The 22,281-nt window shown below is 44.1% G+C and carries 19 protein-coding genes; 14 read left to right on the forward strand and 5 right to left on the reverse strand.

Going from position 1 to position 22,281, the window contains the following annotated elements:
• Nucleotides 1-125 precede the first annotated feature (125 nt).
• The 5 genes from DESPODRAFT_RS07380 to DESPODRAFT_RS07400 are packed head-to-tail and all read left to right on the forward strand — an operon-like array spanning nucleotide 126 to nucleotide 5,370.
• Nucleotides 126-1,103, forward strand: a complete 978-nt coding sequence (locus DESPODRAFT_RS07380) for a GDP-mannose 4,6-dehydratase (protein ID WP_004072490.1) — start codon at nucleotides 126-128, stop codon at nucleotides 1,101-1,103.
• A complete protein-coding gene (gene gmd, locus DESPODRAFT_RS07385; RefSeq protein WP_004072493.1) occupies nucleotides 1,104-2,231 on the forward strand; it encodes a GDP-mannose 4,6-dehydratase in 1,128 nt (375 codons plus the stop codon).
• Between the two features lie 24 nt (nucleotides 2,232-2,255).
• Entirely contained in the window at nucleotides 2,256-3,032 is a 777-nt protein-coding gene (locus DESPODRAFT_RS07390; protein WP_004072494.1) for an ABC transporter permease, read from the forward strand.
• Nucleotides 3,029-4,171: a glycosyltransferase family 4 protein gene (locus DESPODRAFT_RS07395; protein ID WP_004072497.1), complete on the forward strand. Its 1,143-nt coding sequence runs from the start codon at nucleotides 3,029-3,031 to the stop codon at nucleotides 4,169-4,171. Before DESPODRAFT_RS07390 ends, DESPODRAFT_RS07395 begins: the two co-directional genes overlap by 4 nt.
• Nucleotides 4,168-5,370 (forward strand): ABC transporter ATP-binding protein, encoded by a 1,203-nt coding sequence (locus DESPODRAFT_RS07400; protein ID WP_004072499.1) that lies wholly within the window; start codon nucleotides 4,168-4,170, stop codon nucleotides 5,368-5,370. The genes DESPODRAFT_RS07395 and DESPODRAFT_RS07400 overlap by 4 nt, the downstream gene beginning before the upstream one ends.
• Here the strand turns inward: DESPODRAFT_RS07400 and DESPODRAFT_RS07405 are convergent.
• Both DESPODRAFT_RS07405 and DESPODRAFT_RS18600 read right to left on the reverse strand, forming a co-directional pair.
• Nucleotides 5,357-8,770 carry a glycosyltransferase family 4 protein gene (locus DESPODRAFT_RS07405; RefSeq protein WP_004072501.1) on the reverse strand — a complete coding sequence of 1,138 codons (3,414 nt, stop codon included), beginning with the start codon at nucleotides 8,768-8,770 and terminating at the stop codon, nucleotides 5,357-5,359. The two genes, DESPODRAFT_RS07400 and DESPODRAFT_RS07405, sit on opposite strands and share 14 nt — an antisense overlap.
• Nucleotides 8,767-9,981: a class I SAM-dependent methyltransferase gene (locus tag DESPODRAFT_RS18600; RefSeq protein WP_004072503.1), complete on the reverse strand. Its 1,215-nt coding sequence runs from the start codon at nucleotides 9,979-9,981 to the stop codon at nucleotides 8,767-8,769. The genes DESPODRAFT_RS07405 and DESPODRAFT_RS18600 overlap by 4 nt, the downstream gene beginning before the upstream one ends.
• Before the next feature lie 154 nt (nucleotides 9,982-10,135).
• On the opposite strand from DESPODRAFT_RS18600, the gene DESPODRAFT_RS18605 reads away from it, so the two are divergent.
• The 5 genes from DESPODRAFT_RS18605 to DESPODRAFT_RS07435 all read left to right on the forward strand — a co-directional run bounded on the left by DESPODRAFT_RS18605 (nucleotide 10,136) and on the right by DESPODRAFT_RS07435 (nucleotide 14,223).
• Complete coding sequence (locus DESPODRAFT_RS18605; RefSeq protein WP_004072504.1) at nucleotides 10,136-11,533, forward strand: glycosyltransferase family 4 protein; 1,398 nt, start codon at nucleotides 10,136-10,138, stop codon at nucleotides 11,531-11,533.
• A gap of 172 nt (nucleotides 11,534-11,705) precedes the next feature.
• Entirely contained in the window at nucleotides 11,706-12,038 is a 333-nt protein-coding gene (tnpA, locus tag DESPODRAFT_RS07420; RefSeq protein ID WP_004070426.1) for an IS66 family insertion sequence element accessory protein TnpA, read from the forward strand.
• Complete coding sequence (gene tnpB, locus DESPODRAFT_RS07425; protein WP_004072247.1) at nucleotides 12,038-12,391, forward strand: IS66 family insertion sequence element accessory protein TnpB; 354 nt, start codon at nucleotides 12,038-12,040, stop codon at nucleotides 12,389-12,391. The genes tnpA and tnpB overlap by 1 nt, the downstream gene beginning before the upstream one ends.
• 44 nt (nucleotides 12,392-12,435) lie before the next feature.
• Nucleotides 12,436-14,022: an IS66 family transposase gene (tnpC, locus tag DESPODRAFT_RS07430; protein ID WP_004072245.1), complete on the forward strand. Its 1,587-nt coding sequence runs from the start codon at nucleotides 12,436-12,438 to the stop codon at nucleotides 14,020-14,022.
• 12 nt (nucleotides 14,023-14,034) lie between these two features.
• Nucleotides 14,035-14,223 carry a hypothetical protein gene (locus DESPODRAFT_RS07435; RefSeq protein WP_004072507.1) on the forward strand — a complete coding sequence of 63 codons (189 nt, stop codon included), beginning with the start codon at nucleotides 14,035-14,037 and terminating at the stop codon, nucleotides 14,221-14,223.
• Here the strand turns inward: DESPODRAFT_RS07435 and DESPODRAFT_RS07440 are convergent.
• From DESPODRAFT_RS07440 to DESPODRAFT_RS07450, 3 genes are all read right to left on the reverse strand, one after another.
• Nucleotides 14,216-15,349 carry a sulfotransferase gene (locus tag DESPODRAFT_RS07440; RefSeq protein ID WP_245532039.1) on the reverse strand — a complete coding sequence of 378 codons (1,134 nt, stop codon included), beginning with the start codon at nucleotides 15,347-15,349 and terminating at the stop codon, nucleotides 14,216-14,218. The genes DESPODRAFT_RS07435 and DESPODRAFT_RS07440 overlap by 8 nt on opposite strands.
• 264 nt (nucleotides 15,350-15,613) lie before the next feature.
• The gene (locus tag DESPODRAFT_RS07445; protein ID WP_004072510.1) at nucleotides 15,614-15,841 is read right to left on the reverse strand and encodes a hypothetical protein; all 228 of its coding nucleotides are present in this window, start codon (nucleotides 15,839-15,841) and stop codon (nucleotides 15,614-15,616) included.
• Complete coding sequence (locus tag DESPODRAFT_RS07450; protein ID WP_245532040.1) at nucleotides 15,826-17,103, reverse strand: arylsulfotransferase family protein; 1,278 nt, start codon at nucleotides 17,101-17,103, stop codon at nucleotides 15,826-15,828. The genes DESPODRAFT_RS07445 and DESPODRAFT_RS07450 overlap by 16 nt, the downstream gene beginning before the upstream one ends.
• Nucleotides 17,104-17,381: 278 nt before the next feature.
• Between DESPODRAFT_RS07450 and DESPODRAFT_RS07455 the strand changes: the two genes are divergently transcribed.
• The 4 genes from DESPODRAFT_RS07455 (at nucleotide 17,382) to DESPODRAFT_RS07470 (ending at nucleotide 22,276) form a co-directional block, all read left to right on the forward strand.
• Nucleotides 17,382-18,314, forward strand: coding sequence for a glycosyltransferase family 2 protein (locus tag DESPODRAFT_RS07455; RefSeq protein WP_004072514.1), 933 nt, complete (start codon nucleotides 17,382-17,384; stop codon nucleotides 18,312-18,314).
• Between the two features lie 2 nt (nucleotides 18,315-18,316).
• Nucleotides 18,317-18,694 (forward strand): GtrA family protein, encoded by a 378-nt coding sequence (locus DESPODRAFT_RS21715; protein ID WP_004072516.1) that lies wholly within the window; start codon nucleotides 18,317-18,319, stop codon nucleotides 18,692-18,694.
• Nucleotides 18,691-20,634, forward strand: coding sequence for a hypothetical protein (locus DESPODRAFT_RS07465; protein WP_004072518.1), 1,944 nt, complete (start codon nucleotides 18,691-18,693; stop codon nucleotides 20,632-20,634). Before DESPODRAFT_RS21715 ends, DESPODRAFT_RS07465 begins: the two co-directional genes overlap by 4 nt.
• 169 nt (nucleotides 20,635-20,803) lie before the next feature.
• Nucleotides 20,804-22,276, forward strand: a complete 1,473-nt coding sequence (locus DESPODRAFT_RS07470) for an MBOAT family O-acyltransferase (protein ID WP_004072520.1) — start codon at nucleotides 20,804-20,806, stop codon at nucleotides 22,274-22,276.
• The last annotated feature ends 5 nt before the right edge of the window (nucleotides 22,277-22,281 follow it).

Genomic DNA, 22,281 nt, shown 5'->3' on the forward strand with positions numbered 1-22,281 from the left:
CTGATGGTTGATATATAGACCCACCTTTACCTGGGCAGTTGCCGGGTCGATATCTTTTCTTCTCATTGGTTAAGGGTTTTTTAAAGATAATAATTTTACAGGTGATATATTATTTAGGGTAGGTGATGAAGACCGCTGTTATATTTGGGGTTTCAGGCCAGGATGGCGCTTTTTTATCCCGGCTGCTGCTGGAAAAACAATACCGGGTGATCGGGGTCTGCCGAAATACCGGGAACGCTTTTCTAAATAATCTTGATCTGCTGAATATCAGGCACAGGATTGAGTTGATTCCCTCCTCAATCGGCCATTTTGACCATGTGAAGCAGATTGTTCAAGAATATAAACCTGATGAGATTTACAATCTGGCCGGGCAGAGTTCGGTCTCCCGCTCTTTCGAGGAACCCGTAGCTACCTTTGAGGGAATCAGCATGGGTACATTGAATCTCCTTGAAACGGTCCGGACACTTAATTTGCCTGTCAAATTGTATAATGCCGGATCGGGTGACTGTTTTGGAAATATAAAGGGTCAGGTCGCCACCGAGGAAACCCGGTTTAACCCCGCCAGTCCCTATGGGGTCGCCAAGGCTTGCGCATTCTGGCAGGTGGCAGCTTATCGTGATGCCTATGGTATTTTTGCCTGCACAGGACTTTTGTTCAATCATGAATCCTACCTGAGGCCTGCACAGTTTGTCACACAAAAGATTGTGAAAACCGCCTGCCGTATTGCCCATGGCAAATGCAGCGAACTGATTTTAGGTAATATCGGCATTGAACGGGACTGGGGCTGGGCACCGGAATATGTGGTGGCCATGTGGAAAATGCTCCAGCAGGAAACGCCGGACGATTATATTATTGCCACGGGCACGACCATAAGCCTGGAAGATTTTATCCGTGCCGTTTTTCAACGGCTTAATCTGGACTGGAAGAAATATGTTACAACGGATCACAGGTTTTTACGGCCTTCTGATATTGCGACCATCCGTGCCAATCCCCAAAAGGCCGAAGACCGCTTGGGATGGAAAGCCAAATTCACCGGATATGATGTGGCAAGGATGATGGTTGAAGCCGAACTGAACATCGAAGGGAACCAATTAGGATTATAAATGAAAAAAGCGTTAATTACCGGTATTACCGGACAGGACGGGGCTTACCTGACTGAATTTTTGATCGGCAAAGGATATGAGGTTCACGGCATAAAAAGACGTGCCTCCTCTTTCAATACCCACAGGATTGATCATCTTTACCAGGATCAACATTTAAAAAACAGGCGGCTTATGCTCCATTACGGGGACATGACCGATTCTTCCAATCTGATTAAGCTGGTGCAGCAGATTCAGCCCGATGAGGTATACAACCTTGCAGCCCAGTCCCATGTGGCGGTTTCCTTTGAGGCGCCCGAGTATACTGCCGATACCGATGCCGTTGGGACCCTTCGCATGCTTGAAGCCCTTAAAATAGTTGGTCTTCATGAAAATTGCCGGTTTTATCAGGCATCCACCTCAGAACTTTACGGAAAGGTGCAACAGTTCCCCCAGACCGAAAGCACCCCGTTTTATCCCAGATCACCCTATGCCGTGGCAAAACTGTATGCCTACTGGATTGTGGTCAATTACAGGGAAGCCTACGGCATGTATGCCTGCAACGGCATCCTGTTCAACCATGAATCCCCCTTGAGGGGAGAAACCTTTGTCACCCGTAAAATTACCAGAGCCCTGGCAAGGATTGCCCTTGGGCTTAAAAAGTGCCTTTACCTGGGCAACCTGGATGCAAAAAGGGACTGGGGGCATGCAAAGGATTATGTGGAAATGCAGTGGCTCATGCTTCAGCAGGAAAAACCCGAAGATTTTGTCATTGCCACCGGTGTTCAGCATTCCGTAAGGCAATTTGTGGAGATTGCCGCCGCACATCTGGGCATTACCCTGGCATGGAAAGGCGCCGGGGTGGATGAACAAGGCATTGTCGAGGCTGTTGCCCCATACAAAGCCGGGGGCGGTGCTGCCGATGTGACCCCGGGAGATGTGGTGGTCAGGGTTGATCCCATGTATTTCAGGCCTGCTGAAGTTGAAACCCTTTTGGGTGACCCTGCCAAGGCAAAATCAAAACTCGGCTGGCAGCCCCGTATTTCTTTTGAGGATATGGTTAAGGAGATGGTGGCCCATGATATGAAAGAGGCGGGCCGGGACGCCCTTTGCCGAAAAGAGGGCTTTACGGTGTGCAATTACGATGAATAGCTTGTCGGGCATCGGGGGCAGGCTATGTCACGTCTGAACCTGTCATATATTATAGAGATCACCCGCAGGGATTTTGCCGAGCGGTTTGCAGGGTCGGTTTTAGGGTCCATGTGGGCCATTATCTGGCCCATGATCAATCTTTTTATTTATATCGTAATCTTCGGAAAGCTCATGGGGGCCCGTCTTCCCGGAACCTCGGAGATGAATTCCTACGGTATTTATCTTGCCGCAGGACTTATCCCCTGGTTGGCCTTTTCAGAAACAATAAATCGTTGCGCATCAGTGTTTCCGGCAAAAAAGCATATTATCACAAAGGTAAATACCTCATTTTTGGCGCTGCTTTTGCATATTAACCTGTCTGAAACCATTACCTATGTCATATCCATGCTGGTTTTTTTTCTGATCCTTTTGTGTACCGGTTATGAATTTCACATCTCGTTATGGCTGCTCCCGGTTTTGTATTACCTCCAACAGATGTTGGCGCTGGGGCTTGGGTTGATTGCAGGGGTTTTAAATGTTTTTATCCGTGATGTGCGTCAAATTACAGGGGTGATTTTACAGCTGTGGTTCTGGTTTACGCCTATTGTTTATATTGTTGATATTCTTCCTGAGCCGGTAAGAAAAATTATCATGTACAATCCGGCGTTCAGGTTGATAGATGCCTACCACAAAATATTTGCGTTTCATTCATACCCTTCATTTAAAGGCCTTTGGGTACTCGCTGTGGTTACCCACCTGATTTTGTTTTTTTCCTTTTTGATGCTCCGGTATCTGGAAAAAGATATAAGGGATTTTCTATGAAAATTTTGGTTAACGCAATACCCATGACCGGACTTTTAACCGGCATTGCAAGGTACCTGCGCAACTTATACCACACCATCCATGGCATGGGCCGGGCCGATATCCGTTATTTTAACGGAAGCTGCGTTGTGGACGCCATGCCGCCCATGGCAGACGCCGGACGGTGGCAGAAAACCGTGGGAGCTGTCAGGTACCTGCCTGACCATGTAATTTTCGGGGTGAGGGCTGCCCGGTGGATGAAGTATGAGTATTGCCTGAACAGGGTGTGTCGGAACCAGACACCCGGGTTTTCGGTTTACCATGAAACAGCCTTTTCACCGGCAAAGCTGACAAGGGTCCCTACGGTATTTTCCATCTATGATCTCTCTTTGCGCCGGTATAAGGAGACTCATCCAAAGGAGCGGGTGCTTTTTTTTGAATATTTTATAAAAACAAGACTGCGGTATGCCAGGCACATCCTGACTATTTCAGAATTTATCCGGCAGGAGATCATCAGCGAGTTCAAGGTGGATCCGTCCATGGTCACGGCGGTACCGCTGGCTGCGGACCCGGTGTTTACCCCTGCGGATAAGAACGTTGTGGCAACGGTGAGGCAAAAGTACAACCTGCCCCCATCGTATCTGCTCTTTGTAAGCTCTCTTGAACCCAGAAAAAACATTGATCTTCTCGTGGATGCCCTGGCGGAAACAAAAACCGATATCCCCATTGTCCTTGTGGGCTGGAAAGGGTGGGGTGAAAAATCCTGGTTTGAGAAAATCAGAAATAAAAACCTTAAAAACAGGGTCTATATTACAGGCCATATCCCGGACCATGATTTAAGGGCTGTTTACACAGGCGCCCAGGCGTTGATTTATCCAAGTTTATACGAAGGGTTCGGCCTTCCCATTGTGGAGGCAATGGCCTGCGGCTGTCCGGTTATCTGTTCCAACGTCTCCAGCATGCCCGAAGTGGCGGGAGATGCGGCCGTTTTAATTGATCCGCGGCAAAGCAGTGAACTGGCCCAGGCCATTGAAACTGTTGTCCATGACACAGGCGCAAGAACCCTTTTGGCGGAAAAAGGAAAAGCGCGCGCCCTGGGCTTTACATGGGAATCCACTGCCAATCAAACCCTTGATGTATACAGGAACGCGGCAAGATGATTTCAGTTCAAAATATATCAAAGACGTTTAAACTGTACCGCAAGCCATCGGAACGACTTAAGGAGATTATATTCAGGCAGTGCCGCCACAAAAAATTTGATGCGGTTAAAAACCTGAGCTTTACGGTTCCCGGGGGGCAGACCCTTGGGCTTATCGGAGAAAACGGGGCTGGTAAATCAACGGTTTTAAAACTTCTCACAGGCATTCTCATACCGGACACAGGGACAGTTCATATATCGGGCAAAATAACGGGTCTGCTGGAACTTGGTACCGGATTCAACCATGAATTTTCAGGCATTGATAATATTATTCATAATGCAACATATCTTGGGCTTTCCAGGTCGGAAATTAACCGGAAGCTGGATGAGATCATCTCATTTACGGAGCTGGGGGATTTTATCCATGAGCCCCTTAAAACATATTCTTCGGGCATGATCATGCGTCTGGCCTTTTCCGTGGCCATTCATGCCGAACCCCAGGCGTTTGTCGTGGATGAGGCCCTGTCCGTAGGAGATGCCTATTTTCAGCAAAAATGTATGCAGAAGATACGGGAGTTCAAGGCGGGCGGGGGATCCATTGTGTTTGTTTCCCACGATATGAATGCCGTAAAGGTTTTATGTGATAAAGCGATATTATTGGATCGCGGCACAGCAATTGAATATGGAGAACCCGAAACCATCATCAATGCCTATAATTGCCATATTGCACGGCGTTCTGTATCAAATGATGATGTCAGGGCAGGGCGTTCACTCAACGGGTACGGCAGCCGGCAGGTTTTGATCGAATCCGTGACACTGAAAGATGAGCATCAAAACGAGACAAAGATCCTCATCAGCGGTAAACCGGCGGACATTGTAATAACCCTTAAAGGGCAGGCATCCATGGAAGATTTAACCCTGGGGATTGTCATACGGGATCGATTCGGACAAGACGTTTACGGCACAAACTCACATTATCTGAAAAAAAAGATTGATGTTCAGCAGGGCCGGACAATGGATATTGTCTATTCATTTGATCAGTTTAACCTGGGTCCGGGCAAATATTCGATTACTGCGGCAATCCACACTGGTGCAAGCCATGTTGATCAGTGTGTACACTGGGTTGATGGCTGTGCGGTCTTTGAAACCGTATTGGGGGATGAGCCTTTTTTTGCAGGCCTTATCCGGTTGACGCCCAAGTTGCATGTCAATGGAGACTAAGCGCATACCCTTTAATTATGTTCCCCAATTGTTTTCCCAGTACCTGCCAATCGTGGGACAACAGCCACTGTTTTTGTTTTGACATCAGGCGACTGGATATTTCACGATTATTGATCATTGTTTCAATACCTTGGGCCATGTGTTCAGGTGTTGTCCCCGGCAGGGTATAGACAACGTCCGACACATCTTCAAAGATATCCAGGGGGGTCACTGCGATGGGGCGGCCGGTGGCCAGCCCCGCCCTGACCGACGCACTGGAAGACTCCTGGGTGGTCTGGCAGGGATAAACAATGACATTCGCCCGGGATAGCCTGTTAAAAATCTCTTTTTCCTCCAGATACCTGTTATCCATGGTGATCTCATTGCCGTATGGACTCTCTTTGATCTGCTGCAGGCGCAGCCTTTGTTCCTCTTTTGAAGCTGGGGCGGCCGGATAGAGCGCGTTTAAAAGAAGCAGCTTGAGGTCCGGGTCCTTTTTTTTCAGGAGCTCAAAGGCGCAAATCAGTTCCCGGATGCCTTTATGGGGGAGCAGAAAGCCGTAGGCCGCAATCAGTTTTTCATCCACCTCTGCCTCAGGTCGATGCGTGGGAGGATGATCGGGTGCAGGAAACGATGCGCCCCCTGTACGGGCCAATGAATGGGAACTGACATCCACGCCATGGGGAAAGCGCATCACGTTTTCAACACAACCCATGGATTTGAGGTGATTCAAGTCGTGAACGGAATGAACGACCAGCCTGTGGGTATTGATCAGTGATGATTTTATCTGGGATAGGGATTTGGGGAGGTGGGGGGGCAGGACATCTGCCGTAGAGTGTAAAAAAAGGTAACAGCGTTTTTGATATCCTTTCATGGTATCTAAAAAGCCGGATAATGCGTTTAGATTGAAAAAACTGAAATTAAATTGAATCACGATATCCGTGATCCCAGCAGCAACAATTCTATGAACCAGTTGCTGCAGGTTATCTTTTTCGTCTGCTTCCCAACAGCGGATGACCTCAGGTCCATCCTGTTCAGTCAGATTAAGGGCGTTGTTTGCAAGTACCGTCACTTTTCCGACAGAAAGACAACGGAGTAAGTATTTTGAGTAGGATGCGATGCCGCAGCGTGTATTCCATGTCGTTACCCAGCCGATGCGCGGTTCTGTGGCTGGACAATTCTGATGGTCCAGGGCCTTAATTGCCTGGGTCAATCGTTTTGAAACCTGTCGCCAGGCGTAGTTTTTGAGGATATTTTCTTTGGCGGCTCGGGTTTTACGGGTTATTTTTTCAGCAGGCAGCCGGGATATATGTTCCATTTGCCTGGTCAGATCCCCAAGGTCCGGTTCCACCCAAACGGAATCGGGCAGTGCCATGTGGGTTTTGGCACGGCTGAATTTATAATCCGTCAGCCACGCTGTTTCATGGCTGCAAAAATCTGTTTGCCCGCCAAAACCCGTGGTGAGGACCGGCAGGCCGAACACCATGGCTTCGGCCATGGGCAGCCCAAAGCCTTCTCCACGGCTGGGCGCCACGAGAAGATCGCTGTGCCGGTACAGGGAAACAAGTTGACCCGGAGAGAGTTCATCTTCCACTAGAAGTATTTTCTTTTTGCTGTTCATTGTACCGTTATAAAAGAACAACTGAGACTGTTGTTCTTTTATCCACCCCGCTTTGTCCAACTGGCTGCGGATCGTATTGTGGGGATTGGGAAAGGTCTTGATAATAAGGGTAACTTCCGGACGGGCCCCGAAATCAGCTGCAGTAAAGGCTTTCAGCAGCAGGTCCGCGCCCTTCCGGGGAAAGCACGAAGAAATATGCAGCAGGGTATATCCGGGCGGAAACCGGAAAGGAAGCGGCTCCGGCGCGACCTCTTTTAAATGATCAGCCCCATTTCCCATGGTGACCGTGGGTACGGTGATGCCGTTATTTTTCAAGGTTCGGGCAACATAACCGGATACAGCCCCCACAAGGTGGAGCTGAATGTTGAATGAATCAATCCACTGCCCGGGAAAAACCGATTCCTCCCATGCATAGGGTGCAAGAATTTTCAAAGCGCCGTTCATCCCGCTGACCCTCGGGGGGAAAAGATTCCGGATGGCCAGATCCGCTTTTTCTTGCCTGACGCCACGGTTCCACATTTTTTTAATCCGGGGGAAATAGTTAAGAAACTTTTCATCCGGAGAAAAGTCCCCCCCTCCTTCGGTGGAATGAAGCTCAAGGATGAAACCTTGATCCTGAAGCGCCAGCGCAAGCTCACGGTTCACAAGCGCCAGGCTGTAATTGGAGTCAAACGGTCCTTCAAAGCTTATTTTCAGGGTGCTTTTTTTATCTGCGGCGGGGTGATGAAGGTCAATGGTATTGCGGGTGCCGGACAGCAGTGAATTTATAAATGCGTTGAGACCGGTTTTTAAATTTTCAAAGTCAAACCGGGAAAGGTTTGCCTGCTGTCCTTGTGCCAATCTGTGGCGCCATAACGGCTGGGTCATCAGGCGTTGCAATACCGCTGCAACATCGGCACTGTTTTTGTGGGATAAAATAAGACCTGAACCTGCAAGGGTGTGTCTGATATTGCTGCTGTCGTAGGCAACGACGGGCAGCCCTATGCTTGAGGCTTCTATGAGCGGGATGCCGAACCCTTCATGATCACTTAAGCTGACAAAAAGATCGGCTGCATGATAGTATCCCCAAAGGTCTTGATCACTGACTTTCCCGGGTAAATGGACCTGTTCCTGCAAGCCGTAGCCTGCAACCAGCTTTTTAATATATTTCAGATAAGGGGGGCTGGTGTTTCCTCCCACACAGAAAAGGTGAACATTTTTGTTACCCAGCCGGGCCAGTGCGTGGACCAGATCGTGCTGGCATTTATTTTCACAGATCCTGCCCACAAACAGCAGGTTAAAAGTGGTTTCATGCCGGTGAGTGATCTGCCGGGACTCAGTGGTTTTTTTTATGTTTTCAAAATCAATTAACAAAGGGATGACATGTACGTTTTCATACCCCAAGCCCTTTAACTCCTGGGCATTATATTCCGAATCGGCGATGATGCCGTCAAACAGACCCTGCCAGCCGGCTAACTGTTCCCTGCCTTGTTTCGTTGCATTGCTGTGGGCTGTTCCGGTTTCAAAATAATGGGCCGGGGTGATGTTATGGTAAACCATTGCCAGACGGTCGGCCAGACTAATAAACCACCCGGGGTCGGGCTGGGCCGCCGCATGGTGGAGTAGCAGGATATTGTTGCTGTTTTCTTGATAGGTGCGCCTTGGTCGGACAAGATTCTTTAATTCCGGATCTATATTATCAGCGTATATTTCAGATTCATACCCCAGGGAGGTCAGCATTCTTTTAATGAAAAAAAGGCTGTTGCTGACACCGTCTGCTTTGGTGATGGCCGGTGTATATTGATGAATGGCAATGGTCATTTTTTTGCCGGCTGCTTTGTCCCTGTTATCATATAGTCTGTGGCGCCGTAAACCATTGAATTAAAACGTTTTGCCACTTCACTGTCCTCCGGAACGCGCATGGTATCCTCAAAGGGGTGGAGAGGATGCACCGCTATTTCCGTGAATCCGTTGAATTCAAGGAGATGGCGGCTCAATTCCTTGGGGACCGGGGTTTTATGGGTGGGGTCCCTGTAAAACATATGGGTGGCCACATGGATATTCTCGGGGTTGGGGGTTTCTAAAATAACAGATCCGCCATGGGTGAGTACCCGGTAAATTTCATGTATCAGCATATTGAGTTTTTCAAATGGCAGGTGCTCAATGACATGAAAGGCTGTGATCACATCAAGGCTTTGATCAGGCTGCTGTTGCAGCCATTCCAGCAAATCGCTCTGCTCGGCTTGCAATCCATGACTGAGGCATTGGCTTATCATTGCGCTGTTCATGTCGATTCCGGTAACCTTGGCACAATAACCGGATATGATCTGAAGCCATTCTCCCCTGCCGCAGCCTAAATCTGCTGCCCGCATCTCTTTTTCCTTTGCAAAAAGAGGCTTCACCAAATCAACCGTGGCTTTGTATCGCTCGAGTATTTCATCCCGGCTTCCCCTGTAGGCTTGTTCCAGGGAAAGATAATAGTTATCTATTGCGTGCAGGGAAATGGCATCTATTTTATCCAGTACGGTGGGATCTTTTGATGCCCTTAACTCCTGCCTGACATCAAAAAAGAACTGGTCAAGTCTGCGCTGCTGGGCCTGGGCCTCCTGGTTCAGGAAAAAAAATAAATTGGATTTGATCTCTTCCACCTGGCGATTAAGAGAGAGTACGTCTTTTTTCATGAATGCAGGGTCTTTAGCATAGTTGAAAACCAACCGGCCAAAGGTGTGTATTGCCTTTATCCTGGATAACAGGGCATGCCAATTTTTCCATATAAGGAGTTGCTTTTTTTCCAGCCAGGAAAGTTGTACGCTTTTTTTATTGAGTTGGGCATATTCCGGGGAGAGCAGCAGGTTGGCAATAACGATTTTTCTGGCAACTCCGGCATCCAACCGGTGTTGCAAAAATTGCAGTTCATCGTCACTGGCCTGTCTGCCTAAAATTAATTGATATGCTTGTCTTAAAAAAGCCTGATCATCGTCAAGTTGATCGAGCTCAGACGTAAGTTCTTGAATTGTTTTTTTTATTATCATATTTTTCCTAAATCAAGCGTCCTGACATTATTGGGATTTTTAAATCTGGCTTTTCGTTACACAACCTGCTATACCAAAATTTTTTTTATATGAACCCAGGAAAATTATAAATTATAAACTATTTTGCTTTCTTTGACCATATTTAGGATAGCCCATGAAAAAAATTTATGTAGATTGTTCGTTCCTGCCGGAAAACCCTGAATTGAACACCGGCATTCAGCGGGTGGTGCGTGAAATCATGCGGCATATGGAACACCTTGCTACCGAAGATGATTATAAAGTGATCCCTGTGAATTTAAGTTATGGACAATTTGTTCCTGTGGATGTCAAGGATCTTTACCGAAAGAAAAAAAAGGAAAACATAGAACCAAGCCCGACATTTAAACTTAATACCAAAGAATTGGCTAAGAAGGGCGCCATGTGGTTTGTATTGTATCTAAAGCAGATTTATCTTGCTTTTCTTAATTTAATTGCCGCCATTCTATATCGCCCTGGGGTCAGGGCATTTCTCCTTGCGCCCCGGAATCGTTTCGGTTTGAATATGTTTATTGATAAAATCCTGATACAGCCGGCCAAGGCCCTTGTTAGATTGATTGCGATACGTATAAGACATAGGGATACCTCAGAATTTTTGCCAAAGAGCGGAGATGTCCTTTTACTATTGGATTCGAGCTGGCATATGGATATCTGGCCGAGTGTGGCCAAAGCAAAAGAGTCCGGAGCCAAAGTCATTGCAGTCCTCTATGATATTATTCCGGTTACCCATCCAGAGTTTTGCGAAGAACCCTTGATCCCTGCCTTTGGAAAATGGTTTGAGTCCGCCCTGAAATTTGTGGACGGCTTTATTGCCATCTCCGCCACGGTTAAAAATGATTTTTCAACTTTTGTTGAAAACAAATATGGTCCCGATCATGGAAAGAAACTTGATTTTTTCCATTTAGGCAGCGACTTTAATTTTACTGAAATCAACGAAGACGGCATTCGTGAGCAGGTTCGCCGGGTGTTTGATGAACGGCCCACATACTTGATGGTTTCGACCCTTGAACCGAGAAAAAATCACTCCTATTTGCTTGATACATTCGATGGGCTTTGGGCGAAAGGTATAGATGTGAATCTTTGTTTTATAGGCAGGGTAGGGTGGAAGGTAGACGACTTGCTTGAACGTATAAAAAGTAACAGTGAATATCAAAGGCGGCTGTTCTTCTGGTCCGATATTAATGACGTTGAACTTGCATATTGTTATAAGCATGCATCCATGTTGGTTTTTCCGTCATTCATTGAAGGTTTCGGGTTACCTATAATCGAAAGTTTGGGCCATGGCCTTCCGGTTCTGGCATCGGACACCCCGATCCATAGAGAAGTGGGGCTTGATCACATCGGTTATTTTGATCTGGCTCATCCCGGCTCCCTTGAAAAACAAATCGAGGGTATTGAAAAGAACGGTATCCCTGATGCTCTCAGGGTAGATCCCGATTATCGTTGGCTGGACTGGGAATCCAGCACCAGAATGCTGCTGGATAAAATTAACAAAATGCTGCTGACTTTTAAATAACACCAATTGATTTAACGATCAGGCGCTTGTAAATATCATTTGATTTTTGCAAAAGATCACCGGGGAGAGGTTCATTTATCCGGTGAAGGTAAGCGGTTAGCAAACCCCATCTACAAATCGTTAGCGTGCCATGAGAAGATGAGCCATCTTTTAATTAGCGGAGGTTCATCATATGTCAAAAGCAAACAAGAAAAATCAAAAGCGCACCCAATTCTGGAAGCACCATATTAAACAATGGTCTGAATCCGGCATGTCACAGAATGCATACTGTAGGCAACATGACTTAAGGCCCAACCAGTTTACATACTGGAAAAGCAAATTCAAAAACCAGACCCTTTTTCCAGAATTCGTTCAGCTCCCTTCAACACAAAGCACCCAGGTTCTAAACCTTTCTGAGCAAAAAGGATTAAGGCTGAATATAGATAACCGATTTCAGATCGAAATACCGGATGGATTTTCCCAGACAACCCTGGCCCAGGTACTCCAAGTATTGGGGAGGTGCTGATGTTTTCTCCCACCCAGAATTTAAAAATTCATATTGCACTTGGGAGCACTGATATGCGTAAATCCATTGATGGGTTATCCATACTTGTGAGTGAAACATTGAATTTAGATCCATTCTCAGGACACATGTTTGTATTCTGTAATCGGAAACAGAATATATTGAAAATCCTGTATTGGGATCGTAATGGATTCTGTCTCTGGCACAAGAGGCTGGAAAAGGATTGTTTTCAATGGCCCAAGTCAAAAAATGAGATTTTAACCATTGGCGCAAAAGAACTTTCCTGGCTAATGGACGGGCTCTCAATTCATCAGGAAAAAGCACATAAGCCATTAAAATATTCGGCTGTTTTTTGAAGAAAAAACTGTCAAAAACCGGGTGGTTATGGTATATACAACGCATGAATCAAGAGGCTTTTGCGAACATAAATGACGTTGAGAAATTAAAAGAAATAATGGCTTCTTTTGTCAGTGATTTTTCAGACAGAGAACACAATTATAAAGCCGAAATAAAAATTCTCAACGAGCAGATTAAAAGCCTTCTGGACCGACTTTTTGGCAAAAAGACAGAAAAAATTAATAAGGATGACGGTCAACGCTCCCTTTTCGATACTTTTGAACCGGATACTCCCATATTAGACGACGAGCCCGAAGAAATCAGTGTGCCTGCCCATAAGGGGAAAAAAACAGGGCGCAAGCCTTTGCCTGCAAACCTTCCACGGGTTGAAGTGATCCACGATCTGAGCGAGGAAGAAAAAACATGTGGCTGTGGTTGCATGAAATCGCGTTGTGGCCAGGAAGAATCTGAACAGCTTGAGATTATTCCGGCACAGATGAGAGTGATCAAGAATATCCGTTATAAATACGCATGTAAAAACTGTGAAGGTGTTGAAGATGACGGCCCGACAGTGTCCATTGCCAGAATGCCGGAACAAATGATCCCCAAAAGCATTGCAACCCCAGGACTTCTGGCTCATATCCTGACCGCCAAATTTGCAGATGCCTTGCCTTTCTACCGGCAGGAAAAACAGTTTCACCGAATTGGAGTAGACATTCACAGATCAAATATGTGCAATTGGGCAATAAAAGTGGCCCAGGGCTGTGAGATCCTGCTGGAATTCATGAAGGGTGAAATCCTTAACGGTCCAGTGATCAATATTGATGAAACAACTGTCCAAGTTCTGAAAGAACCGAAACGGTCAAAATGCTATATGTGGGTGTTCAAAGGAGGAACACCGGACAATCCCATTATTCTGTTCCAGTATCACCCAACTCGATCCGGGGATGTTGCCCGTAATTTTTTGAACGGCTATCAGGGTATTGTCCAAACGGATGGTTATGGTGCATATGACTTTCTTGATCATATTGAGGGAATCATTCATGTTGCCTGCTGGATACACGCACGTCGAAAGTTCATGGAGGTGGTCAAAGCTGCCGGGAATAAAGACGGCAAACCGACAGGAATCTCCGGCAAAGCCCTGAAGTACATCAGCAAATTATACAAAATAGAGAGAGAGGCCAAAGAACTTGGTTTGTCTGCTGATGGACTTTACCGGAAAAGGCAGGAACAAGCCTTGCCTATCCTTGATGAATTTAAAAAATGGTTGGATGCTCAAGTTGAGAAGGTGCCCCCCAAAAGCCTTCTTGGCAAAGCCATCAACTACACCCTTAATCAATGGCATCGGCTGGTCCTGTATACGGAAAGTGGTCTGGTAATGCCCGACAATAATGTGGTTGAAAATGCAATAAGACCCTTTGTGGTCGGTAGAAAAAATTGGTTATTTTCGTGTACATCCGAAGGCGCCAGGGCCAGTGCCTGCATTTACAGCCTAATCGAAACCGCCAAGGCCAATGGACTTGAACCTTATTGGTACCTCAAATTTCTTTTTGAAAATTTACCGGAAGCCATGACGGAAGACGAATTTAAAGCTTTGATGCCACAAAACGTGGATAAAAACTTGCTGGAAAACTATACAACACCCCGATAGGCTTAAAAAGGTGTGGTTCATACACCGCTTACTTTTGATCTGGCTCATCCCGGCTCCCTTGAAAAACAAATCGAGGGTATTGAAAAGAACGGTATCCCTGATGCTCTCAGGGTAGATCCCGATTATCGTTGGCTGGACTGGGAATCCAGCACCAGAATGCTGCTGGATAAAATTAACAAAATGCTGCTGACTTTTAAATAACACCAATTGATTTAACGATCAGGCGCTTGTAAATATCATTTGATTTTTGCAAAAGATCACCGGGGAGAGGTTCATTTATCCGGTGAAGTGCTTTTGTAAATGAAATTTTATCCGTGTAAGGGGAGAGGTTAATTTGTTTGGAAAGTTTTTCCCAGACCAGTTCACTCTTATCACACAGGTTCTCATAACTTAAGAAAACAGCCTGGGGGGGAAGATTGTTCATCAGATATGAATAGGTGTTTATCCAGATCGTAAGCCAGTAGCTTAAATCCTGCGTATTTTTTTCGTCCTCATTTGTTCCATCAAACAGGAAAGGCCTGTGATCTGCGCCGAATTCATGATGGGCCAGCCAGGTCATGTATTTTTTTGCAAAGGGATCATCCGAATGCTTTTTTAAAAATTTTTTATGCTGGTTCAAAAGTGAAAATGCCTGCTGTAAAGGGTCCCGGAAAGGGACAATGATCAAGGCATTGGGAAATGCACGGGCAATGGAATCCAAGCGTAGAATATTATTGTTGTTCTTGGATAAATAGCAGTTGTCAGGGGTGTTGTTTAAAATAAGACCAACAAAGGCTTTAAATTTATCTAAAATTTCATTGTCGGCCGTCATGGGGATCAAGCCGTTTTTTTTAATATAATCACTGCCGCAAAAGGTGCGCCAGAAAACCTCTTCAAGGGCTTCCGGGCTGTCATAATCGATTTTTAAGCCGTCCCCGTGAGCCCTTTCCTGCATCTCTGTGTCCTGCCGGGAGAAGCCGGCGATCTTGCGCCATAGGTTGGGTGCAAGAATAAAGGGCATGTCCCTGTATGTCAGGGAGGTGAATTTTCCGTTTTCGTATAGGGTGCGCATAAGAACCGTGGTTCCTGCACGTGCAAGCCCGGCAACAAAGAGATGGGATTTTTCCGATCTAATATCCGGGGAAAACAGCAGCCGTTCAACGTCAAACAGGGTTTCTCCCACAAAATTATTTCCCAACACCAGATGGTGGAGAAGTTTTGAGCCGCTTCCATAATCACCCTTGGAGGTGCGTGATACAATAAATCCAAATAAAGCGGCAATCATGGTGCTGACTGCAATGCCCTTGACAGAAGAGACCAGTTCAATGAATCGGCCATCCGTAAACAAGGAATATACTGAAAAGACAATAAAAGGAGAAAACGATAAAATCAGTAATCCAAATATTAAAATGGATTTTAAGAACAATTGCAGTGAATAGCAAGGAAGGACTTTTTCTTTCCAGTGATCGGAAATGCCGGGTGAGCGTATGACGTTAAAGATTTTTGCAACAATGTTTTGAAGGCTTTGAATGTGAGCAGGCATACTTGCCCATATAAATATGCATACAAAACCAATGGAACTTAATGATAAAAGAAACCAGGCCATTGGTACCTATTCCGGGGACTGGCGGTTCTCTTTTGGGGATGATTTTTTAATTTTTTTCAATACTCTTTTAATGGGGTACCACACCAGGGCAAAGACAGCGATACATAGTGAGCCCACAACCCCCAGGATCACACCGATAGTCCCTGTCGCAAGGCCCGGGCCGATATATGCCATGGCGCACACAGGGTTCATTACTAATAAAAAAATCGATAAGGCCATTACTGCTGATCGCATGCCAAGTTATCCTTCCATTTTAAATCTATTTCTTCCTGGGAAATATACCGTGTCCAGTGTATCGCACCCACCGTAGACGGTGATACGGCGTTCACATATTCCCATCTTACCTTATCTTTGGAAATACGCAAGATTCGGCTTTTATCACTCTCTTCAATGTAGGCATCACCGTTTGCCAATAATTTTAAACGCCCCGATGAGCCGGTGGCTATTTTATGTTCCGCCATTACCCCGGCATAGGGCTGTTCTATGCGGCCATTGTCTGCATCAAATAGATAAATATTTGACAGCTCTTTTTCAACAAATATCTGGCTGGTGTCCTGCTGCCGGATGATATCATTGCCAAAAATGCTGTACCTGCCGTCATCAAGCTGATTGATATCATGCTGACTTAACCATGGCCCTGTTTTCAACCATTTAATTTTTCCGGTTTGCGGATCAAACAGCAGGACGGTTGACAAATGGCGGATACTCAGGGCGACATCTCCGGTTTGCGCCTCATTCAGATCTTTTAATATGGGCTGGGCATCGTTTAAGTGGATTCGGTCTGTCTCGAATCTGCCGACACCGTATATCAAGCCGCGATATCCGTTTTTCAGCAGTATGTCTGTGACGGAATATTCGTTTATGATTTTTCCGTCCAGTGAAACAATGGCAAATCCGTCATCCCTTATGGGCAATACTGTTTCCGGAACCTGGGGAGTCATGACAAGCGGAACCACTATATTGCCGTCCGCATTCAGTTCAATTGAGTGGTGAAAGTGGCGGTCGTTCACCCAGATCAGTTTACTGCAGGCGTTAATTCTTACCATGGGCCCTTCACCGCTGGTAAAAATTAATCCGCCGTCCTTTAAGAGGAGCGGGTGCTGGGCCCGGTATTCCTTGACTGAATTGGCACCGGTTTGTTCCACCTTTGATCTCTTAAAAATGTCATCCAGCGGGGGCACCCAGGTGTGTACAATTTTTTTATCACCAATGGAGAACAATTGGACTATAACCTGACCGTCGTTTTTGCTGTATCTTGGCATCAGCAGGTATCCGGTATCGTGGAAGGTTGAATCCCTTAACTTAAAACCGGAAAAATCAAATTGTGTGGGCCGCTCCTGAATATCCAGTAAAATTTTTTCCTTTACGGTTTTGGGTGGGCCGTCTTTAAAGGTCAAAAAGGCGTGTAAGTCCCAATAAATGACCTCAATCTGTTTCCAGGGAAATATGTGATAGTGCCCGGCCGCAAGGCCCCAGACAAAAAATCCGACAGACACTAAATACAACAACGCAACAACTCTGACAATTTTTCCTTTGTTAAACATTAGAACACAAATCAGTCTTCATATTTGGGGAGGGTACGATTTAATTCAGACATAGTTATCATAGGGTGGAAATATATCACAAGGTTTTTAGGATTCGCAAGGTGAATATTCGGAGGAGTCCCACCTTTTACATAGGCGCTTGGTAAGAAACAATTCGCATTGGACAATATGTTGGGACGTATTACAATCCAAATGGTATAAGTTGAATTTATTCTCAGAGGGGGTGTTTCATGCATTGTTTTGATGTTTCATTATCTATCATATGTCCATGTTTCAATGAGGAAGGTACAATAAAAATGTTTTTGGAGAAATTAATTCCGATAATGCAAAATGTTCAACGGCCATATGAAATTATTTTTATTAATGATGGCAGTACAGATAATACTCTGAATGTACTGTTAAAAGCAAAATCAAAAAATCCTCAAATTCGCATTTTAAATTTATCTAGGAATTTTGGAAAAGAGGCTGCATTGACTGCTGGACTTGAGCATGCAATGGGTGAAGTGGTCATTCCCATAGATGCAGATTTACAGCATCCGCCGGAAATTATAATCGAATTTATCAAAAAATGGGAAGACGGATTTGATGTGGTCGTTGGTAAGCGTACAGTCCGAACCGGAGAGGGGGTTATCAAAAAATTAACTGCCAAATACTTTTACAAATTTCATAATCAAATTTCCGATGTTGAAATTCCCTACAATGTCGGTGATTTCAGATTAATGAGTCGAAAAGTTATTGAAGCACTCAAAAGATTACCTGAAAATCAGCGATTTATGAAAGGGCTTTTTGCATGGGTCGGCTTTAATACTGCTGTTGTCGAATATGAACAGGCGCCCAGAGCTGCAGGAAAAACCAGTTATAACGGATTGAAATTATGGGATTTTGCTTTGGACGGTATCACAAGTTTTAGCACTCTGCCGTTAAGAATTTGGATGTATATTGGTTTTTTGATTTCCTTTTTATCATTTCTTTACGGTAGTACGATTGTTATCAACACGCTTATTTTAGGAGTGGATACTCCCGGCTATGCATCAATGATTACGGTTATTTTATTCTTAGGCGGGATCCAGTTGATTGGAATAGGTATTTTAGGTGAATATATCGGGCGTATTTACAAAGAAACAAAAAAACGGCCATTATACATTATTGAAAAAGAATATTAGAAATGTTTTTTTTGAGAATCAGGTTGGTTAATTATTTTCTGATTGGTGGTGTTTCAACTTTAATTCATTTTTTGATAGCATCGCTGTGTATTTATATGATTCATGATTCTTTACTTATATCAAATGTCATTGGTTTTCTCATTGCATATGTGCATTCTTATATAATGCAGTCAAAGGTTGTTTTTAATCAAGAAATTTCACCGATTAAAGCAGTAAAGTACTTTATAGTGCAATTCGGCGTATTGATCGTTTCCATATATGTGTCCGACTTACTGAGTGACTTTAATAATTATATAAAGACAATTGTTATCATCATTATTATGCCGCTTATTACATACACAGTTCACAAATTTTGGACATTTAAGGAAAACGGGTTATGAAAAATATTCGTCAGTTCCTTTATCTGTATTTCCCATACATATTGATTGGTTTTGTTTTGTTACACAATTTAGGTGTATATTATTCTCATTCATATCCTTCAGATAAACTATTTGATTCAGACTGTAATTATTTGCCGACTTTATATAGAGATTTATTTGTTAATGGTGGGAATTACAGTGATTGGTATGGTTCTGCAGCTCCTTATTATTTTCCGGACATGCTGGTATATTTTTTCTCAAATTTTATTACCGGTAATTTCTATCACGCCATCCCGCTATCTTTTACAATTTTTTCAATTCTGATTTTAATATCAGTATACAGAATTAATCGTAATTTTTTTGATCATATTGCTGCGTTATACATGACCGTACTCCCAGTTTCATTTTTCTATATATTTCCAACTTATGTATATTCAATGCAGTTTGCAACAGTATTTCATTATGGAGAGTTCATTATTGCTCTGCTGTCAGTCGGTCTGATTCTGGCGATGCTTCGTTATCCATGGAAAAAAACGAATTATGTACTGTTGATCTGTCTGTCAATTTTGACAACGGCTTCAGATAGTATGTATATTTTACATTTAGTTTTGCCAACATTGGTTACCCTTTTAGTACTATGGTTGGTGAAGATGGTGCATCATAAGCAGGTATTCATTATTTCAGCTTCACTCATTATATCCATGTTTATGGGTAAAATTTTGAGCGGTATTATTACCATCAATCAAAGCAACTATGCTAAAGCGATTACATTATCCACAAAACATTTATTTGTGAATATTTCTAGAATATTAGAGATAATTCAACTGTCTTTCAATGAATATCCTCTTAGTTCTTTGTTGATCTTGGCAATGTATATTTTGATAACATACTTGCTTCTGAAGTATGTCAGAAATCCTAAGCTTGAAGCTGATCAACCTGGATTAGATAGACTGCTTTTCCTGTTTATATACCTGATAGTAACGCTGTTTGGGAATATATTGGCACTAAGCTTTATTTATCCGAATAAAATCTATCAGCATTACATGATTCCGGTTTTTTTACTTCCGATTATTCTAATACCTGCTGTTTTATATTGGACAAGGTTTCATTTAAAGAGCAAGTTGTTTAAACGGAGCTATGTCACTTTTTCATTTTTGATGGCATTTGTTTTATTGTTTCAAACCTATACAAAATTTAATGATGTCTCCTTTAAAAATGAATACTATCCTGAAACAGTTGCTTGTATCGATAGCTTTATTGAAAAAACGGGAGCAAAGCACGGAATTTCTGAGTATTGGGACAGTAAATATACTCATTTGTTAAGTAAAAATGATATTACGATAGCTCAGTACACCTTTGATCTGACAAGATTTGAAGCAGTTAATACCATCGCTTGGTATAAAAATTATTATGACTTTGCTCTGATTAAAAATAATTCATTAAACAAGAATAAGATTCTCTCTTTAAACGGTAAGCCTTCGGCTGTTGTAAAGTGCTTTGATACTGAGATTTTGTACTATGAAAACAAAATGGTGATAAATGACACATTAAGCAAAGCTCCCTATCAAAACTTACCGGAAATACAGGATGAAACCATCGGATTTAATTCATCGGATGTGGTTTTTAGTGGGTGGTCTTATAATGAGACGCATCACAGATGGTCACATGGGAAACAGTCTCTAATTTTGTTTAGAATCAACCCTGATCATATTGAGGGCAAATTGAATCTACATATTGGGACATTGGGGGTTCAGCATATACATATACGCATGAATGATTATGAAATTTATTCCAACTCTTTGAATTCAGCAGATAAAAAAATAAGCATCCGTTTCAAATCGAATATTCTTTTCAAGGAGCAGACAAATATCCTCAGTTTTGAATTTCCGGATGCACGCCTTCCCAATACTGATGATAAAAGAATGTTAGCGATGTTGATCAGGTCGCTTATCATTGAGTAAGTGTGCAAATATAAGGCGATGCTATATAATCCAATTGAAAAGATTTACCAACGTTAGACGAGTGCTGGATAAGCTTTTCCACATGTTGACAATTTATTTTGAACAATTAGAATGCACAAAACAAAAGAATCCATTGATGTAGTCGCTGTTAACTGGGTGCCATTCACGAATGCTGTTTAATTCATATCTGTTTATTTTTGTTTTTTTACCCGTCACTCTCGCCCTGATTGTTGCGGGCCGCTATTTGTATGGGGCCCGGGGCGGGTTAGCCTGCATTGTTTCAGGTTCACTTGTTTTTTACGGGTACTGGAACCCTATATTCCTGGTGCTGCTCCTGGGCTCGATCTTGGTTAACCACCAAATCGGACTTCGGATCATGAAGACGCCGGGGAAACATCCTAAAACATGGCTCTTGGTCGGAATTTTCCTGAACATGGGCGTACTCGGGTATTTTAAATACTGGAATTTTTTTTTAGTCTCCCTTGCCCAGGTATTACCCTTTGATCCAAATATTCACCCCCTTGTCCTGCCCTTGGGTATTTCCTTTTACACCTTTCAGCAGATTGCATTCCTAGTGGATGTTTATCATAAAAAGATCAAGCGCAGCTCCTTTTTAGAATATATGGCCTTTGTCTCTTTTTTTCCGCAACTTATCGCCGGTCCCATTATACGTTACAACACAGTTCACGGGCAGTTTATCTCCCCTGAATGGCTGAGATGGAACAATGAAAGTTTCGCCACAGGCCTGTCTCTTTTTTCATTGGGCTTATTTAAAAAAACAGTTCTGGCAGATCAACTGGCGGTATTTGTGGGGCCGGTTTTTGATGCCGGTGCGCGTGGGGATGTCGTTTCGGCTATGGCGGCATGGACGGCAACCCTGGCCTATACCTTTCAATTGTATTTTGACTTTTCAGGATATGCAGATATGGCCCTTGGACTGGGTGCCATGATGGGCATCCGGTTGCCGGACAATTTTAACTCTCCTTATCGGGCTCATAATTTCATTAACTTTTGGCAGCGATGGCATATCAGCCTCTCCCATTTTTTTCGGGATTATCTGTATATTCCCCTCGGTGGCAGCCGGTGTTCTTTTCCCAGGCATCTTAACAATCTAATGATCACCATGCTTCTTTGCGGATTGTGGCATGGTGCCGGATGGCAGTTTGTTTTCTGGGGTGGGATGCACGGGCTGTTTCTGATGCTGGACCATCTGAGGGAATCCCGATTTCCCAAATTACGGCTGCCCCGCCCATTGGGCGTTCTGGTGACATTTTTGGTAATTGCCCTGCTATGGACAGCTTTCAGGGCCGTCAACATGGGCACCGCCTTGTACCTTTATAAAACCATGTTCTGTTTGAGCGAATTTTTGAAATCAGTGCAATTATCTTTTCCAACGTTCGACATAGCCAACTTTATCACGGCCGGATCAGGATCAGCCCCATACTGGCTGATCCTGTCCGCCCTGATCGTGTGGGGGCTTCCCAATACTGCGGCGTGGTGTCGCTTATATACCGAAAACAAGGGAGCATTTCCTGTTGTTCAGGGAAGAACAAAAGCCATTGTGGCAGGCATGCTGTTTTTTGTTTCTTTGAAGGTGCTGGCCGGCACCGGCAGCAGTGAATTTCTTTATTTTAATTTCTAAAGGGC

It is taken from the genome of Desulfobacter postgatei 2ac9 (assembly GCF_000233695.2).
GTDB classification, from domain to species: domain Bacteria; phylum Desulfobacterota; class Desulfobacteria; order Desulfobacterales; family Desulfobacteraceae; genus Desulfobacter; species Desulfobacter postgatei.

Excerpts from the sequence above, each read along its gene's own strand:
- DESPODRAFT_RS07465 (WP_004072518.1), top strand. The coding sequence starts at position 18,691 with ATGAAAAATATTCGTCAGTTCCTTTATCTGTATTTCCCATACATATTG.
- DESPODRAFT_RS07445 (WP_004072510.1), bottom strand. The coding sequence starts at position 15,841 with ATGCGATCAGCAGTAATGGCCTTATCGATTTTTTTATTAGTAATGAAC.
- DESPODRAFT_RS07380 (WP_004072490.1), top strand. The coding sequence starts at position 126 with ATGAAGACCGCTGTTATATTTGGGGTTTCAGGCCAGGATGGCGCTTTT.
- DESPODRAFT_RS07390 (WP_004072494.1), top strand. The coding sequence starts at position 2,256 with ATGTCACGTCTGAACCTGTCATATATTATAGAGATCACCCGCAGGGAT.
- DESPODRAFT_RS07455 (WP_004072514.1), top strand. The coding sequence starts at position 17,382 with ATGCATTGTTTTGATGTTTCATTATCTATCATATGTCCATGTTTCAAT.
- DESPODRAFT_RS18600 (WP_004072503.1), bottom strand. The coding sequence starts at position 9,981 with ATGATAATAAAAAAAACAATTCAAGAACTTACGTCTGAGCTCGATCAA.
- DESPODRAFT_RS07395 (WP_004072497.1), top strand. The coding sequence starts at position 3,029 with ATGAAAATTTTGGTTAACGCAATACCCATGACCGGACTTTTAACCGGC.
- tnpB (WP_004072247.1), top strand. The coding sequence starts at position 12,038 with ATGTTTTCTCCCACCCAGAATTTAAAAATTCATATTGCACTTGGGAGC.
- DESPODRAFT_RS07470 (WP_004072520.1), top strand. The coding sequence starts at position 20,804 with ATGCTGTTTAATTCATATCTGTTTATTTTTGTTTTTTTACCCGTCACT.
- DESPODRAFT_RS18605 (WP_004072504.1), top strand. The coding sequence starts at position 10,136 with ATGAAAAAAATTTATGTAGATTGTTCGTTCCTGCCGGAAAACCCTGAA.
- DESPODRAFT_RS07405 (WP_004072501.1), bottom strand. The coding sequence starts at position 8,770 with ATGACCATTGCCATTCATCAATATACACCGGCCATCACCAAAGCAGAC.
- gmd (WP_004072493.1), top strand. The coding sequence starts at position 1,104 with ATGAAAAAAGCGTTAATTACCGGTATTACCGGACAGGACGGGGCTTAC.
- tnpA (WP_004070426.1), top strand. The coding sequence starts at position 11,706 with ATGTCAAAAGCAAACAAGAAAAATCAAAAGCGCACCCAATTCTGGAAG.
- tnpC (WP_004072245.1), top strand. The coding sequence starts at position 12,436 with ATGAATCAAGAGGCTTTTGCGAACATAAATGACGTTGAGAAATTAAAA.
- DESPODRAFT_RS07400 (WP_004072499.1), top strand. The coding sequence starts at position 4,168 with ATGATTTCAGTTCAAAATATATCAAAGACGTTTAAACTGTACCGCAAG.
- DESPODRAFT_RS21715 (WP_004072516.1), top strand. The coding sequence starts at position 18,317 with ATGTTTTTTTTGAGAATCAGGTTGGTTAATTATTTTCTGATTGGTGGT.